Source organism: Sphingomonas pollutisoli (genome assembly GCF_029167165.1).
Taxonomy (GTDB): domain Bacteria; phylum Pseudomonadota; class Alphaproteobacteria; order Sphingomonadales; family Sphingomonadaceae; genus Sphingomonas; species Sphingomonas pollutisoli.
This window is the reverse complement of record NZ_JARFNJ010000007.1, coordinates 150,528-169,013: the sequence shown is the minus strand read 5'-3', so window position 1 is coordinate 169,013 and position 18,486 is coordinate 150,528. Positions and strand designations below refer to the sequence as shown.

Genomic DNA, 18,486 nt, shown 5'->3' with positions numbered 1-18,486 from the left:
GCTGACCCATCCGACTTGCACCTGGAGCGTTCGGCGGGTCACGCTCCGGACGCGCGCGCGCGCACCCGATGATCGCGGGCGTGATCCTGTGGGGCCATGCGCTCGCCGCGCTGCTGTTCGCGGGCGTGGCGCTGTCGCTGCTGCGCGAACGGCCATCGGGGCTGCCGCGGCTGACCATGATGGCCGCGTTGGGCGGGACGGCCTTGTGGGGGCTGGCGGTGGCGGGCATCGGCGGCGCGGAGGTGGTGACGCGCCTCGCCGAGAGCGGCCGCGACCTCGCCTGGCTCGCATTCATGTTCGCGCTGGTGCGGCGCGGCCCCGCCGACGCGCGGCGGCGCGCGGTTTCGCTGATCTATGGCGCGGTGATGCTCGTCGTGGTGGCGGGGGGCGCGCTCGCCGTCGCGCAGGCGGCGATCGGCCGGGATGCCGCGGCCGATCTCGGCGCGGCGCGGGCGCTGTTCCGCGCGGTGGCGGCGATCGGCGCGCTGGTGCTGGTCCAGCATCTTCATGGCGCGGTGGTGCCGCGCGCGCGCGCCGGCGTGCGGCTGGTGGTGATCGCGCTGGCGGCGATGTGGGGCGTCGATCTGATGCTCGCCGCGACCGCTTATGCGGCGGGCGGCGCGCCGCAGCCCCTCCTCGCCGCGCGCGGCATCGTCATGGCGCTGACCGCGCCGATCCTCGCGGTGGCGGTGCAGCGTGGCGGCGACTGGACATTGCACCTGTCGCGCACGGTCGCGTGGCAGACGCTCTCGGCCGCGGCGACGATCCTCTATGCCGTCGCGATGCTGCTCGCGATCAGCGCGATCGCCACGCTGGGCGGAGACCATGCGCGGCTGCTCCAGACCGCGTTCGTGTTCGGCACCACCGCCGCCGGGCTGACCATGCTTTCCTCGCCGCGCGTGAAGGCGTGGACCAAGATCAAGCTCGCCAAACACGTCTTCGCGCACCGATATGATTACCGCGCCGAATGGATGCGCTTCACCGACACGCTCGGCCAGCCCGAGGGCGCAACGCCGCTCGCCGAGCGGATCGTCAAGGCGGTGGCGGATCTGACCGATTCGCCCGCCGGACTGCTGCTGGTACCCGAGGGCGCGGGGCTCGGCATCGGCGCAGGCTGGCGCTGGGCGCATCCGCCCGCGCAGGGAAGCGACGAGATGCTCGCCGCATATCTCGCCGCCAGCGGCCGGATCATCGAACTCGATGCGGTGCGCGGCGAGGGCAATAATCCGGCCGAGCGGGCGAGCGTGCCGGCGTGGATGCTCGCCAGCGACGCCTGGGCGCTGGTGCCGCTGGTGCATCTGGGCAAGCTCGCCGGCGCGATCCTGCTCGCGCGCCCGCCGATCGACCGCGCGCTCGACTGGGAAGATTTCGATCTGCTCCGCGTCGCCGGGCGGCAGGTGGCGAGCTATCTCGCCGAGGCGCGCGCGCAGGAGGCGCTGGCCGAGGCCGAGCGGTTCGACGAGTTCAACCGCCGCTTCGCCTTCATCCTGCACGACATCAAGAATCTGGTCAGCCAGCTCACGCTCACCGCGCGCAATGCCGAGCGGCACGCGGAGAACCCCGCCTTCCGCGCCGACATGATCGCCACGCTCAAGGATTCGGCGGGGCGGATGAACGACCTGCTCGCGCGGCTGTCGCAGCACCATTCGGGCCGCGCCGAGGAACCGAGCGTGGTCGATCTCGCCGACGTCGCCGAACGCGTGATCCGCCAGCGCCGCCGCCAGCATCCGATCACGCTCACCTGCGCGCCGCACGCGACCGCGCTCGCCGATCCGGCGCGGCTGGAGCAATTGCTCGCGCATCTGCTCCAGAACGCGATCGAGGCGAGCGGGCCGGACCAGCCGGTCGAGATTTCCGTCGCCGGCGGGGCGCGCCCGACGCTCATCGTCGCCGACAGCGGCTGCGGCATGTCGCCCGCGTTCGTGCGCGAGCAATTGTTCAAGCCGTTCGTGTCGTCCAAGCCGGGCGGGTTCGGCATCGGCGCGTTCGAGGCGCGCCAGCTCGCCGAGGCGATGGGCGGCGGCGTCGCCGTCACCAGCCGCGAGGGCGCGGGAACGCGCTTCGTGGTGACCCTCGCCCCCGCCCCCAACATGCCCGTGGAGCAGGCCGCATGACCGACAAGCCCAGGACGCTGCCCAAATTGCTCATCGTCGAGGACGATCCGGGGCTGCAACGCCAGTTGCGCTGGGCCTATGATGGCTATGAGGTGATCGTCGCCAGCGACCGCGCGAGCGCGATCGACGCGGTGCGCGCCGAGGAGCCGGCGGTCGTCACGCTCGATCTCGGGCTGCCGCCCGATCCCGACGGCGTGGCCGAGGGGTTCGCGACGCTCGCCGAGATTGTCGCGCTCAAGCCCGACACCAAGGTGATCGTCGCATCGGGCCACGGCGCGCGCGATTCGGCGCGGCAGGCGATCGCCGACGGGGCGTGGGATTTCTACCAGAAGCCGATCGACATCGACGCGCTCGGGCTGATCGTCGCCCGCGCCTTCCACGTTCACGCGCTGGAGGCGGAGAACCGCCGCCTCGCCGACCGCGCGAGCGGCACCACACTCGGCGGCATGATTACCGCCGCGCCGGAGATGCTCAAGGTGACGCGCACGATCGAGCGCGTCGCGGGCGCCGACGTGTCGGTGATGCTGCTGGGCGCGAGCGGTACCGGCAAGGAACTGCTCGCGCGCGGGCTGCACGACACCAGCCGGCGCGCGCGCGGCACCTTCGTGGCGATCAACTGCGCCGCCATTCCCGAGACGCTGCTCGAGAGCGAATTGTTCGGGCACGAGAAAGGCGCGTTCACCGGCGCGATCAAGACCACCGAGGGCAAGATCGAGCAGGCGAGCGGCGGGACGCTGTTTCTCGACGAGATCGGCGACGTGCCGCTGCCGTTGCAGGTCAAGCTGCTGCGCTTCCTGCAGGAACGCGTGATCGAGCGGATCGGCGGGCGCAAGCCGATCGCGGTCGATACGCGGATCGTCTGCGCGACGCATCGCGACATCGACACGATGGTGGCGGACGGCTCTTTCCGCGAGGATCTGTACTATCGTCTCGCCGAGATCGTCGTGCGCATCCCGACGCTTGCCGAGCGCAGCGGGGATGCCAGCCTGCTCGCCAGCCATTTCCTCAAGAAATACGCGCGCACGATGCACTCCGCCGTGACCGGCCTCGCCCCCGACGCGCGCGCCGCGATCGACGCCTGGGGATGGCCGGGCAACGTCCGCGAGCTGGAGAACCGGGTGAAGCGCGCGGTCATCATGGCGGAGGGCAAGCTCGTCACCGCCGCCGATCTCGATCTCGCCGGCGACGCGGAGGCGGCGCCGCTCAACCTGCGCGCCGCGCGCGAGGGCGCCGACCGCAAGACCATCCGCCAGGCGCTGGCCCGCGCGGAGGGCAATATCTCGAACACCGCCAAGCTGCTCGGCATCAGCCGGCCGACGCTGTACGACCTCCTGAAGAGCTACGATCTCCATGCCTGAGCGCCGCGCATCGTTTCGGATCGCGCGCCGCGCGCTGGTGGCGGGTGGCGCGCTGGCCGCCGTCGCGGGCGCCTGTGTCTTCGCGCTGGGGACGATCGCCCCGGCGCGCGCCGATGCGAAACACGCGCGCGGCGAGCTGGCCCAGAGCCTGACGCTGCTCGATGCCGGCAATTACAGCGCGGCGCGGCTGCACGCACAACGCGCGATCAAGGCCGATCCGGACTGGGGCCTCGCGCATGCGGTGCTGGCGCGCGCCTATCTCGCGCTCGGTGACGGCACGTCGGCGGAGGGTGAGCTCGACCGCGCGCGCGACGACGGCTTCGACCACGACCGCGCCCACCAGCTCTACGCCCATGCCGCCTTGCTCGAAGGCGATCCCGACCGCGCGCTGGCCGAGGCGGCGAAGGCGCAGCCGCGCTTCGCGGGCTATGCGCTGCGCGTCGCCGCGCTCGCGCTCGCCGCCAAGGGGCACGGGCCGGAGGGCGAGGCGCTGCTCGACCGGCTGCTCGACGTGAACCCGAACGATGGCGCGGCCTGGGCCGATCTCGGCCGCATCCGCTTCGCGGCGGGCAATGTCGCGGGCGCGATCGACGCCGCCGCGCGCGCGATCAAGGCCAGCCCGAACGATCTCGCCGCGCTGACGCTGCGCGGCGAACTGGTGCGCGCGCAATATGGGCTGGTCGCGGCCTTGCCGTGGTTCGAGGCGGCGCTGGCGCGCGACGCGTATTATTACGACGCGCTGATCGACTATGCCGCGACGCTCGGCGACATCGGGCGCTACCGGGACATGCTGGCGGCGACGCGCAAGGCGCTCGATGCGCGGCCGAACGACGCGCGCGCTTATTATCTCCAGGCGGTGCTGGCAGCGCGCGCGGGACACTATGACCTCGCGCGCACGGTGCTGGCGCGGGCGACGGGGACGCTCGGCGACGTGCCGGGGGTGCGGTTGCTGGGCGGGATGCTCGCCTATCAGGCGGGCGCGTATCAGCAGGCGATCGACCAGTGGAGCGCGCTCGCGAGCCAGCAGCCGATGAACCTCACCGCCAAGCGGCTGCTCGGGCTGGCGACGCTGCGCGCCGGGGACGCGCGCGGGGCGCTCACCGCGCTGCGCCCGGCGGCGCTGCGCGGCGATGCCGACAGCTATACGTTGACGCTGGCGGCGCGCGCGTTCGAACAATCGGGCGAACGGGATTGGGCGGCGCCGTATCTCGACCGATCGTTCTGGCCGGCGCGCCCGGGCGCGGCGCCGTTCGGGACCGACGACGCCCCGGCCGCGCTCACCGCCGCCGCCGCCGCGCAGCCGGACGAGCCGGTCGCGCGGCTGAGCGCGGTGCGCGGGTTGCTGGAGACGGGCGACCAGAAGGGCGCGCTCGGCGAGGCGCAGGCGATCACGCGCATCCTGCCCGGCGCGCCCGCCGCCTGGCTCGCGCTCGGCGATACGCTCGCCGCGATGGGTCGCGGCGTCGACGCGGCGCGCGCCTATACCCGCGCCGCCGACATCCGCTTCGACGAACCGACGATGCTGCGCATGGTCGACGCGCTCGAGCGCGCCGGGCAGCGCCCCGCCGCGCTCGATGCGCTCACCAAATTCCTGTCGCAAAACCCGCAGAGCATCGCCGGGCGCCGGATCGCCGCGCATTGGCAGATCGCCGCCGGGCGCTATGACGACGCGATCGAGACGCTGGAGCGCCTGCGCGGGGAACTGGGCAATCGCGACGCGGCGCTGCTCGCGGAACTGGCGGTCGCTTATACCGGCGACGGCGATGCCGAGACCGGGCGCAGCTATGCCAGGGCCGCCTATGCGCTCGCGCCGATGAACCCGGCCGCGACCGACGCTTATGGCTGGGCGCTGTACCAGCTCGGCAAGACTGCGCTGGCGCTGCAACTGTTCCAGAAGGCGGTGGCGATCGCGCCGGGCGACGCGACGCTGCACTGGCATCTCGGGCAGGCGCTCGGCGATCTCGGCCGAAACGGCGAGGCGGCGGCGCAGATCCGCGCCGCGCTCGCCGATCCGGGGTTCGGCGACCGGGCGGCCGCGATGGCGGCGTTGCGGCTGTTAGGCACCTAGTTCCCCCGAGTTCGCGGGGGAGCGTAAGCCCTCACAACCGTTCGTGCTAAGCTTGTCGAAGCACGTGTCCCAAGCGTCGCATTCCGGGCACGTGCTTCGACTTCGCTCAGCACGAACGATGGAAAAGATCGATCCGGCGCGATAGGAGCGATCGCATGACAGACCCGATCGAGCGGATCGCCGCCGCGTTGGAGCGGATCGCGCCGCCCCGCCCCACCCCCGCCGACCCGCTCGCGCAGCCGGCCTATGTGTGGCGCGGCGACACGCTCGCGGCGGCGCGCGCGTTCGCGCCGGTGCCGCTCGACCGTATCTTCGGGCTGGCGACGCAGAAGCAGGCGCTGCTCGACACGCTCCACCGGCTGGCACAGGGCGCGGCCGCGCATGACGTGCTGCTGTGGGGCGCGCGCGGCACCGGCAAGTCGGCGCTGGTCAAGAGCTGCACCGGCGCGGTGCAGGCGGATGGCGCGAACCTCGCGCTGATCGAGGTGATCGGCGCGGGGCTGGAAACGATGCCCGCGCTGTTCGCCTTCATCGCGCCCGTGCCGCGCGCGTTCGCGATCTTCATCGACGATCTCGGCTTCGACGCGGCGAGCGACGCACGCGCGCTGCGCTCGATGCTCGATGGCGGCGCGGAGGCGCGGCCCGCCAACGCGCGGCTGTTCGTCACCTCGAACCGCCGGCATCTGGTGCCGCGCAACATCGAGGAGCAGGAGAATGCGATCAACCCGCGCGATTCGGTCGACGACAATCTCGCGCTCGCCGACCGGTTCGGGCTGAGCCTCGGCTTCCATGTGATCGACCAGGATACGTATCTCGGCATCGTCGAAGGCTATGCGCGGGCGCTCGACCTGCCCTTCGACGCGCAGGAGGCGGTCGGCTGGGCGACGCGGCGCGGCAGCCGGTCGGGCCGGGTGGCGTGGCATTATATCGTCGATCTCGCCGGGCGGCACGGCAAGGCGGTCGCGTAAAGCGCCTCGGCGAAGCACACGCTCATACGCACAATACCGGGCGAAAGACCCATCCGTTCGTGCCGAGCGAAGTCGAGGCACCTGCGCAGGCGCCTCGACTTCGCTCGGCACGAACGGATGCGGCTTCGGTTTAACGGAACAACGCCAGCGGCACCGCCTCGCCCATCGCCTTGTAACCCGCCGGATTGGGATGGAGATGATCGCCCGAATCGAACGCAGGCGCGAGCCGCGAGGGATCGGCGGGGTCGCGCGTTACGCGATCGAAATCGACCACCGCGTCGAAATGGCCGGGCGCGCGGATCCACGCGTTGATCGCCTGCCGGTCGGCTTCGCTGCCGGCGTCGGGGTGGTAATAGCCGCTGCCCATGTCGGGGGTGATCGTCGCACCATAGACCTTGAGCCCGCGCGCATGCCCCCGCGCCACGATCTGCGCATAGCCGGCGGTGAGCTGGGTGACGAACGCCTTGCGCTCGGCAGGGGTCTTGGCTTGGAGACGGGTCAGCACGCCGAGATCGTTGATCCCCTCCAGCACCAGCACGTAGCGCACGCCCGGCTGTGCCAGCACGTCGCGATCGAGCCGCGCCAGCGCGTTGGGTCCGAGCCCGTCGAGCAGCACGCGGTTGCCGCCGATTCCTTGGTTGAGCACCGCCGCGCCGCCGCCGAGCCGGCGCGCGAGCACGTCGGGCCAGCGATCATTGCCGTTGGTGGTGGCGCCGTGCCCGTCGGTGATCGAATCGCCGAGCGTGACGATGCCGTTCGCCGGCGCGCAGCGCTCGACCTCGACGCCGGAGAGCATGTACCAATGATCGACCGGGGTCGCGCCGGTCAGCGTGGCCGCCGCGATCTGGTCACCCGCCGCGACATAGGATGTCGCGCGCGAGCCAGGGTGCGCGGTCTGGCTGGCGGGGTCGCCGCGCGCGCGCAGCGAGATGGCGAGGTCGTCGAACGCCTTCACATCGAGCGTCACGGGGTCGGAGAGCCAGTCGGCGCCGGGCGGGATGGTGATGCCCGCCGCGCCCGCGAAGGTCAGCATACGGCGGCTGGCCACGTCGATCCGGTCGCTGCGGTTGTCGGCGGAGCGCGCCAGCCCGGCGCCGAGGATCACCAGCGGCGTGCGGCCGAAGGCGTTGGAGAAGCGCACGCGCAGCTTGCCCGCGCCGAGCGTCGGGCGGACGATCTGGCGCAGCGTCGCGCCGTTCATCCCCGCCGCCGGCATCGCGTTGGCGGCATCGGGGCTCATCTGCGCCGAGGCCCAGGCGGCCTGCCACGAACAGGCCGGCGCGGCCTGCGCGCCCGGCGCGATGCCGGCGCCGCCCAGCGCCAGCAACAACGCCGTGAAGATGGTTCGCATGCCGCGGTCCTCTCTAGAAAAAAGGGGGCCGGCCGTGATGGCCGACCCCCGCAGGTCTACACTGGGGAGTGTATCTCTCAAAACTTGCCGCGGATGCCGAACAGGATCTGACGGCCCGGATAATAGACGCTGTAGGTCGCGTTATCGTAGCCGAAGGTCGTGCGGATCGGCGCGTTGGTGATGTTGAGCACGTCGAGCGTGAGCCGCGCCGCGTTGTTGAAGAACGGAAGCTGGTAGCCCGCCGACAGATCGAACTGGCCGCGCGCATCCGAGTTGAGCGACGCCGGCAGGCCGCTTTGCGGGCCGTTGGCGGCGATCAGCTTGTCGGTCCACACATAGTTCAGGCTGAGCGAGACGCCGTGGCCTTCGTAGAAGCCCTGCAGGTTGTAGCTCCACGGCGCGACGCCGGGGGCGACGAGCCCGCTGTCCGACGACTGCGAGATGTGCGTGCCGTTGACCGAATAGCCCAGACCCTTGACCAGGAAATCGAGCGGCTGGACCCAGGTCGCCTCGACGCCGCGGATACGCAGGTTCTGGAGGTTGACCGGCTGGCCGACCACGACCGTCGCGACATCCGGGCCGCCGCGCAGCATGATCGCCTGCTGCTGGGTGACGGTGAGATTGTCGAAGGCGAGGCCGAGCGACGTGAACGGAACGGTGTTCTGCTGCGTAACGGTGAAGCCCGAAATATCCTTCTGGAACAGATCGAAGCCGATATAGCCGATGCCACCGGTGTAATATTCGCCGCCGAAATCGATGTTGTTCGAATAATAGGGCTTCAGATTGGGGTTGCCCGCAGTGCCGATCTGCGCCGACGGATCGGAGAAGGTGAGGCCGGGCAGCAGCGAACCCGGATCGGCGCGCGTCATCGAGCGCGACGCGGCGAGCCGGACCTTGAGGTTATGCAGCACGTCGTAGCTCAGGTTGAACGACGGCAGGAAGTCGTCATACGACGCGTTCTGCGCGACATCGACGATGCCGTTGACGGTCGAGGTCGGGCCGGCGACGCGCTGGTCGGTGTGGAAGTAGCGGATGCCGGCGTTGATGCGCAGGTCGCGGTCGGCGAGCTGGAACACGCCGTTGGTCTCGACGTAGCCGCCATAGGTCTTCTCGTCGATCAGACCGGTCGCGCCGCCAGTGACCGCGCCGATCGCCTCGGGCGCGCTAGCGAGATACGACTGATAGTTCGTCGCCTGCTCGAGCGCGGCGACGTTGGGCTGGATGAACTGCGTGTAGCCGACGCTCGACCCGGCGAGATGGCCGAAGTTGCTGATGTTCATGCCCTGCAAATACTGGCCGAGCGCGCTGTTCGGCACCGATCCGCTCAACCCGTCGCAGGTCGCGCCGCAGACCGAGGTCTGGAACGCGGCGCTGTTGTCGAAGGCGCGGATGTCGCGATAGTTGGTGTCGTAGGCGAAGCCGCCCTTCAGGTTGAGGTTGGCATCGCCCCAGGTCAGATCGAGATGCGCGCCCTTGGTGTTGGTCTTGCGGCGCACGGTCTGGACGTTGACGCGGTACCAGCGCCAGCCGAGGTTGGGATCGTTGAGATCGCGGTTGGTGGTGATGATCGGCTGCGGATTGCCGCTGGTGTTGTCGAAATAGACGTCGAGGCCCGATTGCGCCGGCGTCTGGAAATCGAACTGCGGCTGTTCGCGGAAGAAGTCGCTCTTGCTGTAGTTGAGCGACAGATCGACGCGCAGGTTGCCGGTCGGCTTCCACGTCATGCTCGGGTTGATGTTCCAGAACGTCGTCGTCTGGTTGAAGATGTCCTGCTCGAGGAAGAAGGACGAGTTGGCGAACGTGCCCTTGGTGACGACGTTGTTGCCATCGACGCTGAGGCCGATCGGCACCATGCCGCCGGTCGAGGTCGGCGAGGTGCCCGGCCCCGAGTTGCGGACGTACCAGTTCATCGCCGAATGGATGTAATCGCGCTTGGACTTCGCCCAGATGCCATCGAGCGCGAAATGCAGGTCGTCGCTCGGGCGCCATTCCAGCGAGCCGACCACCGAGATGCGCGAGCGCGTGCCGTCGGTCAGCGCGTTGCGGCCGAGGCGCGGGATGGTGGCGGTGCGAAGCTGATCGAGCGTCAGGCCGGACGTCGCGGCGAGATCGACCGGGGCGCCGGGGACGAGACCGTGGCCGGCGTTGTTCGGCACGACCGACGCATAGGAGAAGCCGTTGTTGCCGAGATCGGCGATCGGCTTGCCGTTCGCATCGAAACGCGGGACGTTGCCGTCGGCCCAGCCGATCGTCTCGAAGCCGTCCACCCGCGTCTTGGTGCGGACGCCCGACACGCCGACCAGCACGCCCCAGGTATCGCCGGTGTGGCTCGCGACGATCGCGCCGCGCGGGCTCACGCGCATGTTGCTGTCGGTATATTGGCCCTGCGCGACGACGGTGACGTGGTCGCCGGGGTTATCGAACGGGCGCGCGTTGTGCAGGTTGACCGTACCGGCGATGCCGCCCTCGATCTGCGAGGCGTCGGCGCTCTTCGACACGTCGAGGCGGGTGAACAGTTCGGACGGGAAGAAATCGAGATCGACTTCGCGGTTGGTGCTGCCGCCGTTGGTGCCGCCGTCCGACGCGACCGCGATCTGGCTGCCGTTGAGCAGCACCTTGGAGAAGCTCGGGCCGAGCCCGCGGATCGCGACCTGCGTACCCTCGCCGCTGATGTCGCGGTTGAGGCGGACGCCGGGAATGCGGTTCAGCGTTTCGGCGAGGTTGGTCGCGGGCAGCTTGCCGATATCCTCGGCGAAGATCGAATCGCCGAAGCCGACCGAGTTCCGCTTGGCGTTGGTGGCGCTGCGCAAGCTGGCGCGGATGCCGGTGACGACGATGTCCTGCGCGGCATCGTCGGGGACGGCGGCGGCGGGCTGGCTCGTCGCGGCATCGGTCGGCGTGGTCTGCGCCGGTGTCTCGACGGGCGTGGTGACCGGCGTAGCGGCCGTCTGGGCCGAGGCAGCGGATGCGACCAGCGCGCCGAGCGCGGCGGCGTTCATCAGGCCGAACCGAACGGCCGTGCTGCGAGCAATGACTTTCATAAATCCCCTCAAAGCCCCGGTTAACCACCGGGCTACTTGATGATGCGCTGGTAGCGCTATCGGCGGGCGATTATGGGTCTGGCCAATTTGTGTCAAGTGACTTGCTGTTCACAAACCCTTGGCGCACCGAAATTTTCGTCGTGCCTTTCTGCCGCTTGGCCGCACAGTAAGCATGACGACGCCGCGAATGCGGCCAGGCCGGTTAGCGTCACCACGTCTCAGCTAAACGTGCATGTGCGGCCTTACCGCTCATGCTGACCGATTTCCGCCAGCCGAACTGCGGCGGGCTAAGCGTGGCTTTCGGCGAGCGTCGCGGCGGCGTAGCGCGGCACGAGCAGGTGGATGACCGCGAGCGCGATCAGATAGGCGCAGGCGGCGACGAGGAAGATCGGCTGATAGCTGCCGACGGTCGCGAGGATCGTGCCCGCGAACTTCGCCATCAGCATGCCGCCGAGCGCGCCGGACAGCCCGCCCAGCCCGATCACCGACCCCGAGCGCCCGCGCGGGAACAGATCGCCCGGCAGCGCGAAGACATTGGCCGAGAAGCCCTGATGCGCGGCGCAGGCGAGTCCGATCAGCAGCACCGCCCACCACATATTCGGCACGTGGGTGGCAAAGGCGATCGGCAAGGCGAACAAGGCGCACACGAACATCGCGGTCTTGCGCGCGCGCCCGACGTGCCAGCCGCGCAGCAACAGCCGCGACGACAGCCAGCCGCCCGCGATCGAGCCGATATCGGCGAGCACATACACCGCGACCAGCGGCGGCCCGAAATCGAGCATCTTCACATGATACTGGCGGTTGAAGAAATCGGGCAGCCAGAACAGGAAGGTCCACCACACCGGATCGATGAGGAACCGGCCGAGCATATAGGCCCAGGTCTGACGCATGCCGAGCAAGGTGCGCCACGGGATCGGCCGCGCCGCCTCGGCCGGCTCATGCTCGATCCACGCCAGTTCCTCGGCCGAGACGCGCTTGTGGTCGCGCGGGCGGCGATAGAAGCCGAGCCACGCGACCAGCCACAGCACCGTCAGCGCGCCGGTGGCGATGAACGCCATCCGCCAGCCGAAGGTCAGTGCGATCACCGGCACGATCAGCGGCGTGACGATCGCGCCGACGTTCGAGCCGGCGTTGAAGATGCCGATCGCGAGCGCGCGTTCGGACTTGGGGAACCATTCGTTGGTCGCGGAGATCGCCGCCGGGAACGCCCCCGCCTCGCCGATCGCGAGCGGAACGCGCGCGATCAGCATGCCCGCCGTCGAGGTGAACAGCGCGTGCGCGACGTGGCCGACCGTCCACAGCACCACCGCGACCGTATAGCCGATCCGCGCGCCGAACCGATCGACCAGCCGCCCGAACAGCACATAGGCAAGGCCGTACGCGCCCTGGAACCAGATCGCGAGATCGGCATAGCCCTGCTCGCTCCAGCCATATTCGGCCTGGAGCGAGGGCTTGAGCACCGGCAGCACGAGCCGGTCGATGTAGCTCAGCACCACCGCCGCGAACAGCAGTGCGCAGATCACCCAGCGGATGCGGCCGCGTGGCTTTCGCGGCGGGGCGGCGGACTCGCTCACCAGTTGAACATGGTGCCGTCTTCGAGCCGGTTCACCGGCAGGAAGGCGCGGTTGTATTCATAGCCCTTGGCGAGTTCCTCGTCGATATCGACACCGAGGCCGGGCGCGTCGCCCGGATGCATCGCGCCGTCCGCGAAGGTGTAGGCGTGCGGGAAGACCGCGTCGGTCTCGGGCGTGTGGCGCATATATTCCTGCACGCCGAAATTGGGCACCGACAGATCGAAGTGGAGCGCCGCCGCCATGCACACCGGCGACAGATCGGTCGCACCGTGGCAGCCGGTTTTCACCTGATAGAGATCGGCGAGCGCGGCGATGCGGCGCAGATGGGTGATGCCGCCAGCATGCACCACGGTCGCGCGGATATAGTCGATCAACTGGTTCTGGATGAGATCCTTGGCATCCCAGATCGAGTTGAAGATCTCGCCGACCGCGAGCGGGCTGGTGGTGTGCTGGCGGATCAGCTTGAAGGCTTCCTGATTTTCAGCCGGGGTCGCATCCTCGAGCCAGAACGGGCGGTATGGCTCGAGATCCTTGCCGAGCCGCCCCGCCTCGATCGGCGTCAGGCGGTGGTGGATGTCGTGGAGCAGATGCACGTCCCAGCCCAGCGCCTCGCGCGCGGCCTTGAACAGCTCCGGCACGACGCGCATGTACTTCGACGTGTTCCAGACGTTCTCGGTCGGCAGATCGGCGTCGGCCGGCTCGTAGAAATATTTGTCCTTCGACACGCCGTAGGTCGAGGCCATGCCCGGCACGCCGCACTGGATGCGGATCGCCTTATAACCCTGTTCCTGATATTCGAGCGCGACCTTGACGGTGTCCTCGATCGTGGTGCCGTTGGCATGGCCATAGACCATCACGCTCTCGCGGCTCGCGCCGCCGAGCAACTGATAGACCGGTAGGCCGGCGATCTTGCCCTTGATGTCCCACAAGGCGGTGTCGACGGCGGCGATCGCGCTCATCGTCACCGGGCCGCGCCGCCAATAGGCGCCCTTGTAGAGATACTGCCAGATATCCTCGATCCGGTGCGCGTCGCGGCCGATCAGGCACGGAATGACGTGATCGGTCAGATAGCTCGCGACCGACAGTTCGCGGCCGTTGAGCGTCGCGTCGCCGACGCCGGTGGTGCCGTCGTCACACGTGATCTTGAGCGTGACGAAGTTGCGGCCCGGCGAGGTGATGATGACTTTGGCGGATACGATCTTTGGCATGGGGCTCCTCAAGCGATTTCGAGAGTGACGGTTTTGAGATCGACGGAGTTCGGCCCCGCCATGATGTCGAACAGACCCGGTTCGACGACTTCGCGCATGTCCGCGTTCCACAGCCGGAAAGCTTCCGGGCCAAGTTCGAAGCGGAGCGTGCGGCGCTCGCCGGGCGCGAGCGTGACGCGTTCGAACCCCTTGAGCTCGCGCACCGGGCGCGTGACCGATGAGACCCGATCGCGGATGTAGAGCTGCACGACCTCGTCGCCCGCGCGGGCGCCGGTGTTGCGGACATCGACCTCGACCGTGACGGTCCCTTCGCGGGCGATGCGCGGCGCCGACAGACGCGGCGCGCCGATCTCGAAGCTCGTGTAGCTGAGGCCGAAGCCGAACGGGAACAGCGGCGCGGTGTCGGTGAAGAGATAGCCGCGCAGCGCGGTCGGCTTGTGATCGTAATAGAGCGGCACCTGGCCGACGTCGCGCACCACCGTCACCGGCAGCTTGGCGCCGGGGTTGATCGTGCCGAACACCGCCTCGGCGATGGCGGTGCCGCCCTCCTGCCCGGCGTACCAGCATTCGAGCAGCGCATTGGCCTGCGCGACGACCGCCGGCCAGGACGGCGGGCGGCCGTTGATCGCGATCACCACCACCGGCTTGCCGGTCGCCTTCATCGCGGCGAACAGTGCATTCTGCTCACCCAGCAGATCGAGATCGGTGCGGTCGCCGAGATGGTTGGCGGCATAGCCTTCGCGGCTGGTTTGTTCGGTGTCGCCGATCGCGAGCAGGATGACGTCGGCGGTCTTCGCCACTTCGACCGCTTCGGCGATCAGCGTGCGGTTGCGTGCGGGATCGGCGAGTTGCACGTCGTTCGCGGAGCGATCCTCACTGCGGGTGATGAACACGCCCTGCGCATGAACGACCTCCGCCTTGCCGGCGAGATGCGCGGTGACCCCGCCGAGCAGCGAGACGGTCGCCTTCGGCGTCGAGGAATAGCCGCCGAGCCGGGCGATGGCCGCGTTCGGGCCGATCACGGCCACGCGCTTGAGCGCCTTGGCGTCGAGCGGCAGCGTGCCGTCGTTGACGAGCAGCGCGATGCTCTTGCGCGCCGCCTCCAGCGCGATCGCGCGCGCCTCGGCATTGCCGGTGAGGCGGGCGGCGGCGCGCGGATCGAGCGGGGGCGCCTCGAACAGGCCGGCGCGAAACTTCATCGTCAGCATCCGCCGGCATGCCGCATCGACACTGGCGAGCGGCACCTTGCCGGCGCGGACCAGATCGGCGAGCGCGCCATAGGTCTTGCCGTCGGGCAGGTCGCAATCGACGCCGGCGTCGAGCGCGATCCGCGCCGCCTCCCCGGCATCGGCGGCGACGTGATGCAGCGTCGCCAGTTCGCCGATCGCGGCATAATCGCTGACGATCGCGCCGTCGAAACCCCATTCGCCGCGCAGCACATCGGTGAGCAGCCAGCGGTTGCCGTGGCTCGGCACGCCGTCGATCTCGTTATACGACGGCATCACCGCGCCGACGCCGGTGCGCGACACCACCGCGCGGAACGGCGGGAAGAACGCGGCGCGCAACTCACGCTCACCGAGCAGCGCGGGCGCGATATTGTCGCCGGCTTGCGGCTGGCCGTGGCCGGTCATGTGCTTGAGCGTGGCGTGGACCTTGTCGGGGCCGAGCTCGCGGCCTTGGCCCTGCAACCCGGTAACGGCGGCGACGCCCATCTCGCCGCATAGATAGGGGTCTTCGCCGAACGTCTCCTCGATCCGGCCCCAGCGCGGATCGCGCGCGATGTCGACCACCGGGGACAGCACCAAGGTCGAGCCGTGCGCGCGCACCTCGCGCGCGATCACGCTGTTCGCGCGTTGGACGAGATCGCGATCGAACGTGCCGGCAAGCGCGATCGCCTGCGGGAAGCTGGTCGCGTCGGGCGCCATATAGCCGTGCAGCGCCTCTTCGTGGAACAGGATCGGGATGCCGAGCCGGGTGCGGGTCCGCGCCCACGCCTGCGCGGCATTGACGAAGGCGATCGTGTTGGCGGGGGTGCGCCAACGCCCGGTGACATCGGCGCCGGTGTTGGTCGCGGTGGCGGCGCCGGCGAGATCGGACGGGCGGGTGATCTGGCCGATACCGGCGGGGTGGAGCGCGTCGGCGCGCGCGGCGTCGAACCCGCCCTCGGGCGTCATCACCGCGCGCTTGCGGGTGGAGAGCACATCGAGCTGCGCGACCTTTTCGTCGAGCGTCATCCGCGCCATCAGATCGCGCACGCGCAGATCGATCGGCGCGCGCGCATCCTTATAGACCGGCGGCGCGGCACGAGTCGCGGCGGGCAGCAGCGTCAGCATCGACACGCCCGCGCTCCAGCGCAGGAAATCGCGACGGCTGTTCACAGCCTTGCGCACCACGACATGACCATCTCCCCAGAATTGGTCAGATCATATGCAGAGACTGCGCGCAAATTGAAAGCGCGTTCTGACGACGGCGCCCGCGCCGCTTCATCGCCGCCCGCCCCGCCGGGATCCCCTGCCCGCATCACCGAACCTCTCCTGTTTTTCTGCTAAAACGCGGCATTGCTGTGCCGCCGTCGTGGTGATAGCGATATCACTCACGATACCGGGCGCCGTTGTCAATGGCGTGAACCGCAGGAGAGGCATGTGAAACTCGTAAGGACGCTGTGTGCGGGGATCGCCCTTTTTGGTATGACCACTGGGGCGGCGCAGGCCGAGGATGGCTATGATCTGTGGCTGCGCTACGGCCAGCCCGGCGCGGCGGCGATTTCGGTTCCACACGCTTCACCGACGCTGGACGCGGCGGCCGCCGAATTGCGGCGCGGGCTGCCGCGCGCCGCCCGCCCGATCGTGTTGGAGCGCGCGAGCGCGCCCGAGGTCGCCGCGCTCGGGCTCAAGCTCGGCGCGCTCGGCGACGAAGGCTATGCGGTGCGGCAGGTTCGGCTCGGCGGCCGCGCCGTCACGCTCGTCACCGGCAACAGCGACGTCGCGATCCTGTACGGCGCGTTCGCGCTGATCCGCCACGCCCACACCGGCGGCATCATCGAGAGCGCCTCGCTCACCTCGACGCCGCGGATCAAGCTGCGCATGCTCGATCATTGGGACAATCTCGATGGCTCGGTCGAGCGCGGCTATGCCGGGCAATCGCTGTGGGACTGGTGGACGCTGCCCGATTTCCGCGACCCGCGCTATGTCGATTATGCGCGCGCCAATGCCTCGATCGGCATCAACGGCACGGTGCTCAACAACGTCAACGCCAAGCCCGACAGCCTGACCGCGCCGTATATCGCCAAGGCGGCGGCGCTCGCTGACATCTTCCGCCCCTATGGCATCAAGGTCTATCTGTCGGCGCGCTTTTCAGCACCGATCGAGATCGGCGGGCTGAAGACCGCCGATCCGCTCGACCCGCAGGTCGCGGCGTGGTGGAAGGCCAAGGCGGACGAAATCTACCGCGCGATCCCCGATTTCGGCGGTTTTCTCGTTAAGGCCAACAGCGAGGGCCAGCCGGGACCGCGCGATTACCACCGCAGCCACGCCGACGGCGCCAACATGATGGCGGCGGCGGTCGCGCCGCACGGCGGCATCGTGATGTGGCGCGCGTTCGTCTATGCCGAGACCAACGCCGAGGACCGCGCGAAGCAGGCGTATAGCGAGTTCAAGCCGCTCGACGGCACCTTCGCCAGCAACGTCATCCTGCAAGTGAAGAACGGCGCGATCGATTTCCAGCCGCGCGAACCGTTCCATCCGCTGTTCGGCGCGATGCCGAAGACGCCGCTGATGATGGAATTCCAGATCACCAAGGAATATCTCGGCTTCGCGACGCACCTCGCCTATCTCGCGCCGCTGTTCAAGGAGACGCTCGACGCCGATACGTTCGAGCGCGGCCCCGGCTCGACCGTCGCGCGCGTGATCGACGGCTCGATCGAGGGGCATAAGCTCACCGGCATCGCTGGCGTCGCCAATATCGGGCGTGACCGCGACTGGTCGGGATCGACCTTCAACCAGGCAAACTGGTATGCATTCGGGCGGCTGGCGTGGGATCCGTCGCTGTCGTCGGAGGGGATAGCGCGCGAATGGGCCGAGCAGACGCTCGGCACCGATCCCAAAGTCGTCGATACCAGCGTGGCGATGATGCAGGGCTCGCGCGAGGCGGTGGTCGATTACATGACGCCACTCGGTCTTGCCCACCAGATGAGCACCTCGGGCCATTACGGGCCGGCGCCGTGGATCGCCGACCTCAAGCGCCCCGAATGGAACCCGGTCTATTACAACCGCGCCGACGCGAAGGGCATCGGCTTCGACCGCACCGCGACGGGCAGCGACGCGGTCGCGCAATATGCGCCGCCGGTCGCGAAGATCTTCGCCGATCCCAAGCTGACCCCTGAGCGCGACCTGCTATGGTTCCATCACGTCGCCTGGGACCGCAAGATGGCATCGGGCCGCACGCTCTGGGCCGAGATGATCGCGCATTACGATCGCGGCATCGATTACGTCACCGGCATGCGCGCCCGCTGGGACGGGCTGAAGCCGCTGGTCGATGCCGAGCGCTGGCAGAAGACCGCGACCTATCTCGCCATCCAGGAGCGCGAGGCGCGCTGGTGGCGCGACGCGAGCCTCGCCTACTGGATGTCGCTCAACCACCTGCCGCTGCCGGCGGGCGAGGCCGCGCCCGAGCACGATCTCGACTGGTACAAGCGGCAGACGTTCCCCTTCGCCCCCGGGCAGGGCAAATGATCGCCTGTCCGGAAATGGTAAGCTCTGCCGCGTCGCGATAGTTTCGGGTAAAGACCTGCGACATTCCCGAGCTT

Annotated in this window: 10 protein-coding genes; 5 read left to right on the top strand and 5 right to left on the bottom strand. The window is 69.1% G+C overall.

The window, feature by feature from the left end; translation table 11 throughout:
- Positions 1–68 precede the first annotated feature (68 nt).
- From prsK to PX554_RS16595, 4 genes are all read left to right on the top strand, one after another.
- Positions 69–2,114, top strand: coding sequence for an XrtA/PEP-CTERM system histidine kinase PrsK (gene prsK, locus PX554_RS16610; RefSeq protein ID WP_275503607.1), 2,046 nt, complete (start codon positions 69–71; stop codon positions 2,112–2,114).
- The gene (gene prsR / locus PX554_RS16605) at positions 2,111–3,472 is read left to right on the top strand and encodes a PEP-CTERM-box response regulator transcription factor (protein WP_275503605.1); all 1,362 of its coding nucleotides are present in this window, start codon (positions 2,111–2,113) and stop codon (positions 3,470–3,472) included. The genes prsK and prsR overlap by 4 nt, the downstream gene beginning before the upstream one ends.
- Positions 3,465–5,540, top strand: a complete 2,076-nt coding sequence (locus PX554_RS16600; protein WP_275503604.1) for a tetratricopeptide repeat protein — start codon at positions 3,465–3,467, stop codon at positions 5,538–5,540. Before prsR ends, PX554_RS16600 begins: the two co-directional genes overlap by 8 nt.
- Positions 5,541–5,695: 155 nt before the next feature.
- Entirely contained in the window at positions 5,696–6,508 is an 813-nt protein-coding gene (locus PX554_RS16595) for an ATP-binding protein (protein WP_275503602.1), read from the top strand.
- Between the two features lie 130 nt (positions 6,509–6,638).
- Here the strand turns inward: PX554_RS16595 and PX554_RS16590 are convergent, their stop codons facing one another.
- From PX554_RS16590 to PX554_RS16570, 5 genes are all read right to left on the bottom strand, one after another.
- A complete protein-coding gene (locus PX554_RS16590; protein WP_275503601.1) occupies positions 6,639–7,859 on the bottom strand; it encodes an SGNH/GDSL hydrolase family protein in 1,221 nt (406 codons plus the stop codon).
- 77 nt (positions 7,860–7,936) lie between these two features.
- Positions 7,937–10,900: a TonB-dependent receptor gene (locus PX554_RS16585; RefSeq protein ID WP_275503598.1), complete on the bottom strand. Its 2,964-nt coding sequence runs from the start codon at positions 10,898–10,900 to the stop codon at positions 7,937–7,939.
- Between the two features lie 287 nt (positions 10,901–11,187).
- Complete coding sequence (locus tag PX554_RS16580; protein ID WP_275503596.1) at positions 11,188–12,474, bottom strand: MFS transporter; 1,287 nt, start codon at positions 12,472–12,474, stop codon at positions 11,188–11,190.
- On the bottom strand, positions 12,471–13,682 hold the full coding sequence (manD, locus tag PX554_RS16575) for a D-mannonate dehydratase ManD (RefSeq protein ID WP_275503595.1): 1,212 nt from the start codon (positions 13,680–13,682) through the stop codon (positions 12,471–12,473). Before manD ends, PX554_RS16580 begins: the two co-directional genes overlap by 4 nt.
- A gap of 8 nt (positions 13,683–13,690) precedes the next feature.
- Positions 13,691–16,015, bottom strand: a complete 2,325-nt coding sequence (locus PX554_RS16570) for a glycoside hydrolase family 3 N-terminal domain-containing protein (RefSeq protein WP_275503839.1) — start codon at positions 16,013–16,015, stop codon at positions 13,691–13,693.
- Positions 16,016–16,369: 354 nt separating this feature from the next.
- On the opposite strand from PX554_RS16570, the gene PX554_RS16565 reads away from it, so the two are divergent.
- A complete protein-coding gene (locus tag PX554_RS16565) occupies positions 16,370–18,412 on the top strand; it encodes an alpha-glucuronidase family glycosyl hydrolase (RefSeq protein ID WP_093224448.1) in 2,043 nt (680 codons plus the stop codon).
- Positions 18,413–18,486 lie beyond the last annotated feature (74 nt).

Bases quoted from the DNA above. Each gene is read 5' to 3' on its own strand.
- PX554_RS16600 (WP_275503604.1), top strand. From the start codon at position 3,465: ATGCCTGAGCGCCGCGCATCGTTTCGGATCGCGCGCCGCGCGCTGGTG.
- prsR (WP_275503605.1), top strand. From the start codon at position 2,111: ATGACCGACAAGCCCAGGACGCTGCCCAAATTGCTCATCGTCGAGGAC.
- PX554_RS16590 (WP_275503601.1), bottom strand. From the start codon at position 7,859: ATGCGAACCATCTTCACGGCGTTGTTGCTGGCGCTGGGCGGCGCCGGC.
- PX554_RS16565 (WP_093224448.1), top strand. From the start codon at position 16,370: ATGACCACTGGGGCGGCGCAGGCCGAGGATGGCTATGATCTGTGGCTG.
- PX554_RS16595 (WP_275503602.1), top strand. From the start codon at position 5,696: ATGACAGACCCGATCGAGCGGATCGCCGCCGCGTTGGAGCGGATCGCG.
- PX554_RS16570 (WP_275503839.1), bottom strand. From the start codon at position 16,015: ATGCTGACGCTGCTGCCCGCCGCGACTCGTGCCGCGCCGCCGGTCTAT.
- prsK (WP_275503607.1), top strand. From the start codon at position 69: ATGATCGCGGGCGTGATCCTGTGGGGCCATGCGCTCGCCGCGCTGCTG.
- manD (WP_275503595.1), bottom strand. From the start codon at position 13,682: ATGCCAAAGATCGTATCCGCCAAAGTCATCATCACCTCGCCGGGCCGC.
- PX554_RS16585 (WP_275503598.1), bottom strand. From the start codon at position 10,900: ATGAAAGTCATTGCTCGCAGCACGGCCGTTCGGTTCGGCCTGATGAAC.